The organism is Pseudoalteromonas sp. BSi20480 (genome assembly GCF_000241365.1).
Classification (GTDB): domain Bacteria; phylum Pseudomonadota; class Gammaproteobacteria; order Enterobacterales; family Alteromonadaceae; genus Pseudoalteromonas; species Pseudoalteromonas marina.
This window is the reverse complement of record NZ_BADX01000156.1, coordinates 17,856-31,358: the sequence shown is the minus strand read 5'-3', so window position 1 is coordinate 31,358 and position 13,503 is coordinate 17,856. Positions and strand designations below refer to the sequence as shown.

The 13,503-nt window shown below is 39.8% G+C and carries 11 protein-coding genes; 9 read left to right on the top strand and 2 right to left on the bottom strand.

Annotation, left to right across the window (positions count from 1 at the left end):
• Positions 1-25: 25 nt before the first annotated feature.
• Together rdgC and P20480_RS03040 are read right to left on the bottom strand one after the other, a co-directional pair.
• On the bottom strand, positions 26-943 hold the full coding sequence (gene rdgC, locus P20480_RS03035; RefSeq protein ID WP_006794279.1) for a recombination-associated protein RdgC: 918 nt from the start codon (positions 941-943) through the stop codon (positions 26-28).
• 84 nt (positions 944-1,027) lie between these two features.
• Positions 1,028-2,794 (bottom strand): ATP-binding protein, encoded by a 1,767-nt coding sequence (locus tag P20480_RS03040; protein ID WP_008132171.1) that lies wholly within the window; start codon positions 2,792-2,794, stop codon positions 1,028-1,030.
• Positions 2,795-3,180: 386 nt separating this feature from the next.
• On the opposite strand from P20480_RS03040, the gene P20480_RS03045 reads away from it, so the two are divergent.
• The 9 genes from P20480_RS03045 (at position 3,181) to ribBA (ending at position 13,459) form a co-directional block, all read left to right on the top strand.
• Positions 3,181-3,546 carry a response regulator gene (locus P20480_RS03045; protein ID WP_008132169.1) on the top strand — a complete coding sequence of 122 codons (366 nt, stop codon included), beginning with the start codon at positions 3,181-3,183 and terminating at the stop codon, positions 3,544-3,546.
• A gap of 228 nt (positions 3,547-3,774) precedes the next feature.
• Complete coding sequence (gene thrA, locus P20480_RS03050) at positions 3,775-6,192, top strand: bifunctional aspartate kinase/homoserine dehydrogenase I (protein WP_008132167.1); 2,418 nt, start codon at positions 3,775-3,777, stop codon at positions 6,190-6,192.
• Between the two features lie 9 nt (positions 6,193-6,201).
• Positions 6,202-7,137 (top strand): homoserine kinase, encoded by a 936-nt coding sequence (gene thrB / locus P20480_RS03055; protein WP_008132165.1) that lies wholly within the window; start codon positions 6,202-6,204, stop codon positions 7,135-7,137.
• An 11-nt stretch (positions 7,138-7,148) separates the two neighbouring features.
• On the top strand, positions 7,149-8,432 hold the full coding sequence (gene thrC / locus P20480_RS03060; RefSeq protein WP_008132162.1) for a threonine synthase: 1,284 nt from the start codon (positions 7,149-7,151) through the stop codon (positions 8,430-8,432).
• 269 nt (positions 8,433-8,701) lie between these two features.
• Positions 8,702-9,958 carry a serine hydroxymethyltransferase gene (glyA, locus tag P20480_RS03065; RefSeq protein ID WP_006794273.1) on the top strand — a complete coding sequence of 419 codons (1,257 nt, stop codon included), beginning with the start codon at positions 8,702-8,704 and terminating at the stop codon, positions 9,956-9,958.
• Positions 9,959-10,055: 97 nt separating this feature from the next.
• Entirely contained in the window at positions 10,056-10,505 is a 450-nt protein-coding gene (gene nrdR / locus P20480_RS03070; protein WP_006794272.1) for a transcriptional regulator NrdR, read from the top strand.
• Positions 10,506-10,507: 2 nt separating this feature from the next.
• Positions 10,508-11,659, top strand: a complete 1,152-nt coding sequence (ribD, locus tag P20480_RS03075; protein ID WP_008132160.1) for a bifunctional diaminohydroxyphosphoribosylaminopyrimidine deaminase/5-amino-6-(5-phosphoribosylamino)uracil reductase RibD — start codon at positions 10,508-10,510, stop codon at positions 11,657-11,659.
• A 4-nt stretch (positions 11,660-11,663) separates the two neighbouring features.
• Positions 11,664-12,317, top strand: a complete 654-nt coding sequence (locus tag P20480_RS03080) for a riboflavin synthase (protein WP_006794270.1) — start codon at positions 11,664-11,666, stop codon at positions 12,315-12,317.
• Between the two features lie 29 nt (positions 12,318-12,346).
• On the top strand, positions 12,347-13,459 hold the full coding sequence (gene ribBA / locus P20480_RS03085; protein WP_006794269.1) for a bifunctional 3,4-dihydroxy-2-butanone-4-phosphate synthase/GTP cyclohydrolase II: 1,113 nt from the start codon (positions 12,347-12,349) through the stop codon (positions 13,457-13,459).
• The last annotated feature ends 44 nt before the right edge of the window (positions 13,460-13,503 follow it).

Genomic DNA, 13,503 nt, shown 5'->3' with positions numbered 1-13,503 from the left:
TTTTTTATTGCTATTAAACTTTCGGTTATGGATTGGCTAAATCATCTGCATCACCTAGACCTTGAGTTAGCTCTTCTAGCAATTGTTTAATTTCTTCTGATGCTAAAATGAAGTCAGCATCAAGTTTTACTGCCATATCTTCTTTAGGTATGTCAGCGTTTTCTTCTTTCAGTGTATCTGAATAACTTAGACGTTTAATTGACCCATCATTTTGAAGCATGAATTTAACACGTTCTTGCCAATCAAGTGCAAGCTTAGTAACGCGTTTACCACTTTCAAGATGTGATTTAACTTCATCACATGACAAGTCATGGCCTTTTAATTTAACTTGCGCGCCACTGTCATCAGCTTCTTCAAGTTCAGCGTCAGAACCAATTGCAAAGCCTTCAGGTGTGCTGAAGTTAGTTAGCCAATCGGTTAAAAATACATCAAGGTCATAATTTGCAAATGCAGGCACAACTGGAAGCGTACCTAACGATTTACGTAACAGTGCTAACAGCTCTTCAGCTTTATTAAAGCTTGCACTATTAACCACAACCCAACCGTTTTCCTGGTCAATAAATGCAAATTGTAAGCTCGACTTTTTAAATGCTTGCGGAAGTAGGGTGTGAAGAATATTTTCTTTAAGTTCGTCTTTTTCTTTCTTTTTAACGGGGCGGTTTTCTTCAGCTTCAATTTGATCAACTTTTTCGGCAACTAATTCGTTGATGACTGATGCGGGTAATACTTTTTCTTCGCGTTTAGCGCACACTAAAATACTTTTTTGAGAGAAGTGAGAAAGTGCTTCGCTATGCTTTCCAAATGCTTTCGTCCAGCCAAACGTAGAGAGCTCTTGACCTGTGCAAGGACGAAATAGATCTTGTTCTAATGCTTTATCAAAGTCTTCTTGTGTGTACGAAACATCTTGTTTAAAGCGGTAACAAATAAGGTTACTAAACCACATAGGGGAGATAATCCATCTGAAAAATTTGCTCAATCATAACAATAAAAGTCGCTCCTCGAAATGACTGATTAACGACTATTTAAATTAGCTTTGATTGAATATAGACAGAGGCTTAGCCATATTTTTAGGAAATTGTATAAAATAGTGCAGTCCTTGGCCTGGCTCGCTTGTCGCTTCAATTGAGCCGCTTAGTGTCTGTTTAACTAAATTAAACATTATGTGAGTGCCCAAACCACTGCCACCTTCATCTCGCTTGGTGGTGAAAAACGGATTGAATAATTTTTCAAGCTGCTCAGCGGTGACTCCGTTGCCGTTGTCTTTGTAGTTAATGGTTAGGTTGGTTTCGTCACTTGTGATGTTAATGTCCATAACACCATTTTCTTTACCTTCAAAACCATGAATGAGTGAGTTAACAATGAGATTAGTAAATATTTGGCTTATGGCGCCGGCTGGCAAATTTAATACTAGGTCATCAGGGCACTGTAGATTAATAGTGTGCGATGTTTTTTTCAATTTAGGGTGAAGCGATCGAATTACTTCATTTACATAATCTTTAAAGTTTATGGTACGCACAGCTTCACTGGCTTGGTCTACAGCAATTTGCTTAAAACTTGCAATAAGGTCAGAGGCTCTATCTAAATTTGTTGTGAGCAAGCTTGTGCTTTGTTTCGCTTCATTAATAAACTCTTCCAACGCCTTGGGCGAAAGTGTTTTTTCAGCATAGGCACTTTCTAACTTATTTAAACGCTCCTCTAAAAATGATACTGCAGTTACACCGATGCCAATAGGCGTGTTTATGTCGTGTGTAATACCTGCAACGAGGCCGCCTAATGCCGCCATCTTTTCTGTACCAACGAGTCGCTCTTGAGCCAGTTTTAATTCATCAATATAGCGTTGAGATTCTGCTTGTTTGGTGATCAGTTCTTTTTCGGTACTGCGGCGAAGGTCTACCTCATCTGTTAATACTATTTTTTGTTTTTCTAATTCATATTTTTGCTGTTGTAATTCCATCATTGCTTGACTTAAGTTAGACGTTTTACGCGCAACATCCTGTTCTAATTGTATGTTATGTTGGTCTAACTTCTCGTTGCTAATAATTAATTTATTTTGAGTTCGTTCAAGCTCTTTTCTGTACTGAACCACCTTATCGATTAAGTTATTAAAAGAGTGTTCCATTACCTTAAGCTCATTGTGTTCTTCAGTTTCAATTTCGATGTGCTGCCCTTCTAGCTCATCGAGTTGCAGGTTTTCAATTTGTTCGGTGAGCTGATAAAGCGGGTCGGTAAGTAGCTTTCTAAAGGCCATTAAAAATAAAATAATTAAGAATGTAGTCTTAATCATGGCATTACCAATCAAAAAGTAGATTGATACCATTATTCTGCTTAATACAACTTCTCGACTTGAAAATAACGTAACATCACCGACTTGTGTGGCTCGTCCTGAAAATTCGAATATGAGAGGGAATGTATAGCCAAACAAGCCTGATTTAGAGTCTTCAAGCATGGCTTCTTCTTGGACAAGTTGCTGGCTATAGAGTTTATGAATATCTAAAGAGCGACCAAGCTGCGAAATAACTTCACCACTGTCATCACGCACTATGATCCCTTCTATCATGGGGATAGCGAGTAGCCCTTCTGCGGTGGTGATTGTTTGTTTTGTATTAAGCTCCCAAATAGCTCGTGTTAAGCTACGGCTGAAGGTTTTTTGTAAGGTTGCTAATTCATCTTTTATGTAATCTTTAGTGTTTAAATACTCAGCAAGCACCTGCCCGCATGTCACTACAAAGGTAAGCAAAAAATAGACCGATAACACACTGGTCAGTAATCTTTTAGAAAGGCTTTTCTGTAGCATGAGAGGTCAACAATTCCTTGAGATATAATTAAGTATTTACACTACTATTTAAAATTTAGTCAATAAATGCTTAAAAACAAATAATAAATGATTTATTTTATGATAAATAAGGGCTGATTTTTGCTTTTATTTGCCACATACTAACTGCTTAAGAGTGTTTGTATATTATTGATTAACTGGTTTTTGTTTGTTTTTTATACTTTTAAGTAATAATAAACTATCCCTTTTGGCTTGTTAAGTTTATTCAATAATAGATTGTTACAAAATGTGGACAAAAAGCCCAGGTATTATGTTGTAAATATAGGTACTATTGCACTGGGGTATGAGCTTACCAACGACAGCCGCCCTTAACGACATTAATTATGCTTATTTAGTAGTTTTATAATATGAATTTTTCTATTTTAGTGTGTGATGACTCAACAGTTGCACGAAAACAAGTAATCAGATGTTTGCAACAGTGTATAGATGCAGATATTCAGCAAGCTACAAATGGCGCACAAGCTATTGAATTACTAAAAACTAACCGCTTTGATTTGTTATGTTTGGATTTAACTATGCCTGAGATTGACGGCGTTGGCGTTCTTGAATACATAAAAATAAACAAGATTGAGTGTTTTGTACTTGTTATTTCTGCTGATATACAAGAGAAAATGAAATTACGTGTAGCTCAGTTAGGTGCTATCGATTTTATTAATAAACCAATAGATAAAACAAGAATGGACAATATTTTGCATAAATTTGGCATTCACTAGGTTTTTTTATATCGAAAAAGGCTGTTTTATCTTTTAATTTGCACTTGACAGCATAGCCTTTGTTAAGGCAGTCTTACCCCATGAAAACAATTAATCGCGTACTGACCATTATTATTACAACCACCATTCTTTCTGGATAGTGGCATAGGTCGGTGCAACAAATTTAAAGGCCTGTGTTCACTTAGAACACAGGCCTTTTTTCGTTTTATGGGATGAGGAACATAAACAATGCGCGTTTTAAAATTTGGTGGATCATCACTTGCCGACTTTGCCTGCCTTGAGCAGGTAGCTCAATTAGTTAAAGCACAATTAAAAGATGAAATGCTTTTGGTATTATCGGCGCCCGGTGGAATGACCGACTCACTAGTTGCTCTAGCGAGTTCGGCAGAACAAGGCCAAGACTTTAGCTCTTTATGGGAGGCTTTAACGAGTCGTTGTAACGAGCTAAAAGCAGCCGTGGAAAAAGGCTATGGCCCAATTGACCACTGGCCAAATTTTGAAGAACTAAAAAATAAGCTTGATGGTGTATCTTTAATTAAGTGCTGCCCCGATCAAGTGCGTGCGTTTGTTATAAGCTTTGGCGAGCGAGTAAGTGTGTCGCTTATGCAGCGCTTATTGAACTCACATAAAGCGGTTTATTTAGAGGCGACAAGTTGCGTTGCATCAACAGGTGGTTTTATTGATGCTGAAGTTGATTTAGTTGCAAGTAAAGCGCATTTTCAAGCGGCATTAAAAGAAAAGCCAGCCACGATTTATATTATGCCCGGTTTTACAGCAAGCAATGATAAAGGCGAGCTTACAACACTGGGGCGCAATGGATCTGATTACTCAGCGGCTATTGCAGCGGCGTGTTTAGAGGCAGATGTTTGCCAAATTTGGACTGATGTTGATGGTGTTTACAGCGCAGATCCTCGTTATATCAAAAAAGCCACTAAAGTTGACTTTTTGTCATACAAAGAGGCAATGGAGCTTTCTTACTTTGGCGCTAAAGTACTTCACCCAAAAACTATTTTGCCTTGTGCCAAAGCGGGCGTGCCGTGTGAAATAAAAAATACGCATAACCCTGATGCCCAAGGGTCGCTAATCGGAAATGACTTTTCATCAGACGAGCCTGTAAAAGCAATTTCAAGCCTGCAAGATTTAGCTATGCTGACTGTCTCGGGTCCAGGAATGAAAGGCAAAGTAGGCATGGCCTCTAAAGTTTTTAATGCGCTTGCCCACGATAACGTATCTATAGTGTTGATCACTCAATCGTCGTGTGAATTTAGCATTAGCTTTTGTGTACATGAGAGCGACTTAGCCCTTGCTTTAACTGCTTTACAAACAGCGTTTGAGCTTGAATCTCAAGCAGGTTTAATTGAGCCTGTTCAAGTACAGCGTAATTTAGCCATAGTAACGCTTGTGGGTGATAACATGCGCGCACACCGTGGTTTAGCCGCTAAGTTTTTTGCATCCCTTTCTCAAGCACAAGTAAACATTGTGGCAATTGCACAAGATTCTACTGAAAGTGCTATTTCAGCTGTAATTGACGGTGAGTTATGCAACGACGCAGTGAAAATATGCCATGAAAACTTTTTCACGCATGTGCCTTCAATTGATGTGTTTTTACTAGGGTGTGGCTTAGTAGGGCAAGAACTGATATCTCAATTAGAGCGCCAACAAGCATGGCTTGAAAAGCGTAACATTAAACTTAATTTGTACGGCGTTGCTAACTCTCGTCAGTTACATCTTGATAGCGAGGGTATTGCCTTTAGTGATTGGCAGCAAAAATTAGCAGTATCAGAGCAGTCATTTGACCTAAAACTCGTTGAGCAATTTGTTAAACAAAATCACTTAGTTAATCCTGTGCTGGTGGATTGTACATCGTCTGATGCACTTGCAGCGCAATATGTTGACTTTTTAAATGCGGGTTTTCATGTTGTTGCAGCCAATAAAAAGGCAACAACCAGCTCATATACGTATTACCAAGATTTGATTGCTGCTACACAAAAAAATAACCGCAAGTTTTTATACGAAACAAACGTAGGTGCAGGCCTTCCTGTTATCGATAATTTGCAGTCTTTATTTGGTGCAGGAGATGAATTACTTGAATTTAGCGGTATTTTATCGGGCTCATTGTCATACATGTTTGGCGCTTTGCAAGATGGTTTATCACTGTCAGAGGCAACCATTAAAGCAAAAGAAAGTGGTTTTACAGAGCCAGATCCTCGTGATGATTTATCGGGAACTGATGTTGCGCGTAAGTTGTTAATTATTGCGCGTGAAGCAGGTATGAAATTAGAGCTATCCGACATCGAAGTAGAGTCGGTATTACCACAAGGGTTTGCCGAAGGAGATAGTATTGATGAGTTTATGGCAAAACTACCTAGCTTAGACGCTGACTTTAACGCACGTATTGAGCAAGCGGCAAGTGAAGGAAAAGTTCTTCGTTACGTGGGGACAATTAAAGAAGGCCACTGTAAAGTAGGTATTGAGGCGGTTGATTCATCACATGCGCTTAATGTTATTCGCGATGGTGAAAATGCGCTTGCAATTTTAAGTCAATACTACCAACCACGTCCTTTTGTAATTCGTGGTTACGGCGCTGGCTCTGAAGTAACTGCTGCAGGTGTATTTGCAGACGTTTTAAAAACATTATCGCGCTAGGAGTCGAAAATGATTGAAGTATATGCGCCTGCATCTATTGGTAATTTTGCAGTTGGATTTGATGCGCTAGGTGCTGCTCTTGCGCCAATTGATGGTAGTTTATTGGGGGATGTAGCACTTGTTAGCGCAGCCCCTTGTGATGAGTTTGTTTGTTCAGGCGAATATGCTCATAAATTACCAAGCGATGCGAAAGAGAACTTAGCTTATCAGTGTCTAGTGCACTTTAGAGCTCATGTCGCACCAGATATGCCAACGGTAAAACTAGAGCTTAAAAAAAACCTGCCAATTGGTTCTGGCTTAGGATCGAGCGCTTGTTCGGTGGTTGCTACATTTGCAGCGCTTGATAAATTTGCAAAAACACAGTTAAGTCAAGTACAGCTAATTGAGTTGATGGCAGATTTTGAAGCAGTTGTAAGTGGCGGACGCCATTACGATAACATTACGCCCTGTTATTTGGGCGGTTTGCAGCTAACTGGCGATTTAATTCCTAATAAATCTATAGAACTACCGGTTGATGAAAACTGGTATTACGTTGCGGCGTTTCCAGGCTTTTCGCTTAATACAGCAAAAGCACGTTCTGTTTTGCCAAAAGATCTTAGCATGCATGCAAGCGTTGAGTTTGCGCAGCGTTTATCCTCTTTTAGTAGCTTGTTATTAACAGCACGTTTTGACGATGCATTAAGCATAATGAAAGACGAAATAGCAGAACCTTACCGTGCACCGCTTATTACTGGTTTTAGCGAGGCGAAAGCAAGTTTACCCGCACTTGGAGCTGAGGTAGTTAGTATTTCAGGCGCAGGGCCTACCTTATTTACTGTATGTAAAACACTTGAAGCGGCCGAGCAATGCGCTAAATGGTTAAAAGATAATTATATAAATGAGCAAGGTTTTTGCCATATTTGTAAGTTAGATAACGACGGCACGCGTCAATTAAATGTTTTATAGGATTAGAAGTCATGCAATTACATAATTTAAAAGATAACTCACAAAAAGTGTCGTTTGTTGAAGCAGTAAAAACAGGACTTGGACGTAACCAAGGTGTGTTTTTTCCTGAATCGTTAGCGCCTATGACTGATGTTGACGCATTACTTGATATGGATTTTGTTACGCGCAGTAGCAAAATTTTATCACATTTAATTGGTGATGAGTTGCCAAGTAGCACTGTTGCCGACATGGTTAAAAATGCGTTTAATTTTCCTGTTAAGTTAGTCGAGGTAGAAGAAAACACCTATTGTTTGGAGCTATTTCATGGTCCTACGCTTGCCTTTAAAGATTTTGGTGGGCGCTTTATGGCTGAATGCTTAGCGCAGTTTAACCAAGGTGAAAAGGTGACTATTTTAACAGCAACATCAGGTGATACTGGTGCAGCGGTTGCACATGCATTTTACAATAAACCAAACATTGATGTGGTTATTCTTTATCCCAAAGGAAAAATTTCACTTGCTCAGCAAAAGCTATTTACTACATTAGGTGGCAATATTCACTGCTACGCGGTTGATGGCAGTTTTGACGATTGCCAAGAACTTGTTAAGAAGTCGTTTTTAGATGAAGAAGTTAAATCTACACTTGGTTTAAATTCAGCAAATTCAATAAACATAAGCCGCTTAGTCGCTCAGGTGTGTTATTACTTTGAAGCGATTGCACAACTGCCAATAGAAAAGCGTGCAACAGCGCATATTTCTGTACCAAGTGGTAACTTTGGTAATGTATGCGCTGCAATGATTGGCGCTGTAATAGGGTTGCCAGTTGGAAAGTTAAGTGCAACAACAAACCAAAACGACACCGTTCCTCGTTTTATACTTGATAAAAATTGGTTGCCTAATGCAACGCTTGAATCGCTTTCAAATGCGATGGACGTGAGTAAGCCAAATAACTGGCCACGTGTGCAAACTATGTTGGACAACAACTGGTTTAGTTACGACAACTTTTACTCAATTAGTGTTGACGAAGAAAACACTCAAACGGTGATGAAAAATATTCATCAAACAGGGTATGTTGCAGAGCCACATACAGCAATTGCCTACCAAGGTTTAGTTAATAACCGAGCACCGGGTGCTGCGGGAATCTTTTTAGCAACTGCACATCCAGCTAAGTTTAAAGAAAGTGTAGAAGGCATACTAAATATTGAACTAGATATGCCAAAGCCATTGAGCGACGCATTGGCTAAACCATGTCTTGCAAGCGACATAAACGCCGATTACGACGCTTTGCGTACAGAAATACTGGCTAAGTTAGCTTAAATATTAAGTAAACACGAAAGCGGCTATAGCCGCTTTTTTGCACTATTTTAAACCGTGAAATAGCTTTTTTAATTAACTAATTAAATGTAATAAATAAAAAACATTTAAAATAATTATGTAAGTTATTTAAAAATATCATCTTAAAAAGGGTGTGAAATAGTTTCAATCCCTGATTAAATATCCTCAACTTAAGAACGTAGGCAAAGTGCGGTTTTAAGCGTATAATATAGCCTCTAAAAAATACCATACACGTTGCCCAGGAGCCCCCAATGTTAGAACGTAGCATGAATATTTCGGACTTTGATCCAGAGTTATTTGACGCGATGAGTAAAGAAACATCACGTCAAGAAGAGCACATTGAGTTAATTGCATCTGAAAACTACTGTAGCCCACGCGTACTTGAAGCACAGGGTTCTCAACTTACTAACAAATATGCGGAAGGTTATCCTGGCAAGCGTTACTACGGTGGCTGTGAGCACGTAGACGTGGTTGAGCAATTAGCTATTGACCGTGCAAACGAATTGTTTGGTACTGACTACGCAAACGTTCAGCCGCATGCAGGTTCGCAAGCCAATGCCGCTGTTTTCCAAGCCTTATTAAGCCCGCTTGATACAGTACTTGGCATGAGCCTAGCACACGGTGGCCATTTAACTCATGGTTCACACGTAAACTTTTCAGGTAAAACATATAACGCAATTCAGTATGGCCTAAACGAAGAGACTGGCGAAATTGATTACGCACAAGTTGAAGCGTTAGCACTAGAGCACAAGCCAAAAATGATTATCGCGGGTTTTTCTGCTTATTCAGGTATTGTTGATTGGGCTAAGTTTCGCGAAATTGCAGACAAAGTAGATGCTTACTTGTTTGTTGATATGGCGCATGTTGCAGGTTTAATTGCTGCGGGTGTTTACCCAAGCCCAGTACCATTTGCACATGTTGTTACTACAACAACGCATAAAACATTAGCGGGCCCTCGTGGCGGTTTAATTATTTCTGCATGTGGCGACGAAGCAATTTACAAAAAGCTTAACAGTGCTGTATTCCCTGGTGGCCAAGGTGGTCCTTTATGCCACGTTATTGCTGCAAAAGCAGTGGCATTCAAAGAAGCTTTACAACCAGAATTTAAAGAATACCAAACACAAGTTGTTAAAAATGCGCAAGCAATGGTTAGCGTATTACAAGAGCGTGGCTACAAAGTTGTTTCTGGTAAAACAGACAATCACTTGTTCTTACTTGATTTAATCGATAAAGATATTACGGGTAAAGATGCTGATGCAGCATTAGGTAATGCGAACATTACGGTTAACAAAAACTCAGTTCCAAATGATCCGCGTTCTCCGTTTGTAACGTCTGGCTTACGCATTGGTTCTCCTGCAATCACGCGCCGTGGTTTCAAAGAGGCTGAATCTAAAGAGCTTGCTGGCTGGATTTGTGATGTACTAGACAACATTGCTGATGAGTCTGTTCAAGCGCAAGTAAAAGAAAAAGTGAAAGCAATTTGTGCAAAACTACCTGTTTACGCTTAATAAAGTAAAACGGTAATTTAGATCACATAAGCAATCATGCTATTATAAAAGCCGCTTTTTAGCGGCTTTTTTGTTTTTAAAACGGATACCTTTAGTTATGCATTGCCCATTTTGTACAGCAAAAGACACCAAAGTTATAGATTCCCGCCTTGTTGGCGGTGGCCATCAAGTTCGCCGCCGTCGTGAATGTAACGATTGCCATGAACGTTTCACCACGTTTGAAGGGGCAGAGCTGGTTATGCCGCGTGTTGTAAAACAAGACGGCAGTCGCGAACCATTTAACGAAGATAAGTTACTAAATGGTTTAAATCGTGCACTTGAGAAGCGTCCCGTCAGTACAGAACAAGTTGATGAAGTAGTCAATATAATAAAGTCGCAATTACGTGCAACGGGTGAGCGAGAAATTTCAAGCCATTTGGTGGGTGAATGCATTATGGAAGCGCTTAAAAAGTTAGATAAAGTCGCTTATGTAAGGTTTGCGTCAGTATATCGCTCGTTTGAGGATATACGAGAGTTTGGCGAAGAAATTGCCCGTTTAGGGGAATAAGCATGAGCAGCCAATCAGCATTTACCGAGCACGATAAACTATATATGGCGCGTGCTATTGAGCTTGCTAAAAAAGGTCGATTTACCACAACGCCTAATCCTAATGTTGGCTGTGTACTTGTAAAAGATAATCAAATAATTGGTGAAGGGTTTCATCAGTTAGCAGGGCAAGGACATGCAGAGGTAAATGCACTTGCTGTAGCCGGCGAAAAAGCAAAAGGTGCAACTGCCTATGTAACACTTGAACCTTGTAGCCATTACGGGCGCACGCCCCCCTGTGCTGAAGGACTCAAGGCTGCTGGTATTAAAAAGGTGATTGCAGCCATGGTTGATACCAACCCGCAAGTGGCAGGTAAAGGCCTTAAAATACTGAGTGACGCCGGAATAGAAGTTGCTCATGGGTTGCTTGAACAAGAGGCTCGCGCATTAAACTTTGGTTTTTTTAAGCGTATGGAGCAAGGGCTTCCTTACGTAACTTGTAAATTAGCAGCCAGTATAGACGGTAAAACAGCGCTAAAAAACGGAAAAAGTAAGTGGATCACAGGCCCTGCTGCACGAAAAGATGTGCAGCTATACCGCGCTCAAAGCTGTGCCATTTTGACGGGGGCCGATACGGTTCTTGTTGATAATGCAAAACTTAATGTTCGAGCAAGTGAGTTACCGTATTCATTACCAACCAACTTACCGCTACGTCAGCCGGTGCGTGTTATAATAGACTCGCAAAACAGATTAACACCTGACCTTGCGCTATTTAAAATAGCGCACCCGGTAATTATATTTACTACCAAGGTTGATAATTCAATGCAGTGGCCGCATTTTGTTAAGCACATAGCGGTGCGCGAGCAACAGGGTAAGGTTGATTTAACCGATGTATTACAAACACTAGCAAAGCATCAGTTTAATAATATATGGCTGGAAGCTGGGGCAACCCTTGCGGGGAAAATGACCGAGCTTGATTTAATTGACGAGTATGTTTTTTATATCGCACCAAAACTGATGGGTTATGATGCTAAAAGTTTAGTAAACTTACCTGAATTGACGAGTATGCAAGATACTATCGATTTATCTTTTAATGAGTGTGTTCGCATTGGTGACGATTTACGTATCAACGCGTTAAAAACGTACGCATTAAAATCATTTAACAAAGAAGAGTAGCGCTATGTTTACTGGGATAATAGAAGCCACAGGCAAAATTGCTTTATTACAAAAAAAACAAGGCGATTTAGCCATTCGTATTCAAAGCGCCGACCTTGATATGAGTGACGTAAAGCTGGGTGACAGTATTGCAACAAATGGCGTGTGTTTAACGGTAGTTGATAAACATGTTGATGGTTTTAGCGCTGATTTATCTAACGAAACAATTCATTTAACTGGTTTTGCACATTATTCAATAGGGCAAACAGTTAACCTTGAAAAAGCGATGCAACCGGTTTCGCGTTTAGGTGGGCATTTAGTGTCTGGCCATGTTGATGGTATTGCAACAATAACGGCGATTACAGCTAATGCAAGAGCTACTGAATATTGGCTGACAACCGATGAAAGTTTAATGAAATACATACCGTACAAAGGGTCGGTATGTATTGATGGTATAAGCCTGACAGTTAACGCTGTTGAAGGTAATAAATTTAAATTAACTATTGTGCCGCACACCAGCGGTCAAACAACAATTGCCGACTTTAAAGTAGGCACTCAAGTTAATTTAGAAGTCGATCAAATTGCACGTTATTTAGAGCGTCTTATCAAAGGCGCAGAGCAGCCAACCGGCGCAGATATATCAATGAGCTTACTCGCAAAAGCGGGCTTTATTAAATAACGAAACTGACAACTTACACGAGCGAATTTATGAATTTACACAGCGCACAAGAAATTATAGATGACATTAAAGCCGGTAAAATGGTTATTTTAATGGACGATGAAGACAGAGAAAATGAAGGTGATCTAATTATTGCTGCGGAGCATATTAGCGCAGAAGCAATTAACTTTATGGCTACTCATGGCCGTGGTTTAATTTGTTTAACGATGACACAAGAGCGTTGTGAGCAACTAGACTTGCCTTTAATGGTTAAAAATAATGGCGCTGCGTTTTCAACTAACTTTACTATGTCGATAGAAGCATCAAAAGGCGTAACCACAGGTATATCAGCAGCAGATAGAGCACGCACGGTACAAGCAGCTATCGCTAAAGGTGCTGTTCCTAGCGATATTGTACAGCCGGGTCATATTTTTCCGATTATGGCACAGCCAGGTGGTGTATTAACACGTGCAGGGCATACAGAAGCCGGTTGTGATTTAGCTCGCTTAGCAGGGCTTGAAGCGTCTTCTGTTATTGTTGAAATTTTAAATGCTGATGGCACCATGGCACGCCGCCCTGATTTAGAAGTTTTTGCTAAAGAGCACGACATTAAAATTGGCACAATTGCTGATTTAATTGAATACCGCAATTTAAACGAAACCACAATCGAAAAAGTGGCTAAGTGTAAACTGCCAACAGAGCATGGTGAATTTGACTTAGTCACTTACAAAGACACGATTGACGGTCAGTTACACTACGTACTACTCAAGGGTGAAATTAAAGCGCAAGAACCAACCTTGGTGCGTGTGCATTTACAAAGTACGTTTAACGATATTTTACTTTCGGATAGAAGCGCAGACAGAAGCTGGGGCTTATCAGATGCAATGGCATATATAGCTAAAAATGACGGTGTGCTAGTCATTTTAGGTAAACAAGAAAGTACTGAAGAGCTTGAAGCAACAGTTAAAGCATTTGCTGCTGCAGACGCTGGTGAAAATGTTACACCGCGTAAATTTCAAGGTACTTCTCGTACTGTTGGTGTAGGCTCACAAATTCTTGCAGATTTAGGAATTGAGCAAATGCGATTAATGAGTCGCCCTAAAAAATACCATGCACTTTCGGGCTTTCATTTAGAAGTTATTGATTACATTGAGCCACAATAGGCAAACGCTTAAACTAGGCTATTTTATTATTATTATGGTATGAT

Bases quoted from the DNA above. Each gene is read 5' to 3' on its own strand.
- rdgC (WP_006794279.1), bottom strand. From the start codon at position 943: ATGTGGTTTAGTAACCTTATTTGTTACCGCTTTAAACAAGATGTTTCG.
- P20480_RS03040 (WP_008132171.1), bottom strand. From the start codon at position 2,794: ATGCTACAGAAAAGCCTTTCTAAAAGATTACTGACCAGTGTGTTATCG.
- P20480_RS03045 (WP_008132169.1), top strand. From the start codon at position 3,181: ATGAATTTTTCTATTTTAGTGTGTGATGACTCAACAGTTGCACGAAAA.
- thrA (WP_008132167.1), top strand. From the start codon at position 3,775: ATGCGCGTTTTAAAATTTGGTGGATCATCACTTGCCGACTTTGCCTGC.
- thrB (WP_008132165.1), top strand. From the start codon at position 6,202: ATGATTGAAGTATATGCGCCTGCATCTATTGGTAATTTTGCAGTTGGA.
- thrC (WP_008132162.1), top strand. From the start codon at position 7,149: ATGCAATTACATAATTTAAAAGATAACTCACAAAAAGTGTCGTTTGTT.
- glyA (WP_006794273.1), top strand. From the start codon at position 8,702: ATGTTAGAACGTAGCATGAATATTTCGGACTTTGATCCAGAGTTATTT.
- nrdR (WP_006794272.1), top strand. From the start codon at position 10,056: ATGCATTGCCCATTTTGTACAGCAAAAGACACCAAAGTTATAGATTCC.
- ribD (WP_008132160.1), top strand. From the start codon at position 10,508: ATGAGCAGCCAATCAGCATTTACCGAGCACGATAAACTATATATGGCG.
- P20480_RS03080 (WP_006794270.1), top strand. From the start codon at position 11,664: ATGTTTACTGGGATAATAGAAGCCACAGGCAAAATTGCTTTATTACAA.
- ribBA (WP_006794269.1), top strand. From the start codon at position 12,347: ATGAATTTACACAGCGCACAAGAAATTATAGATGACATTAAAGCCGGT.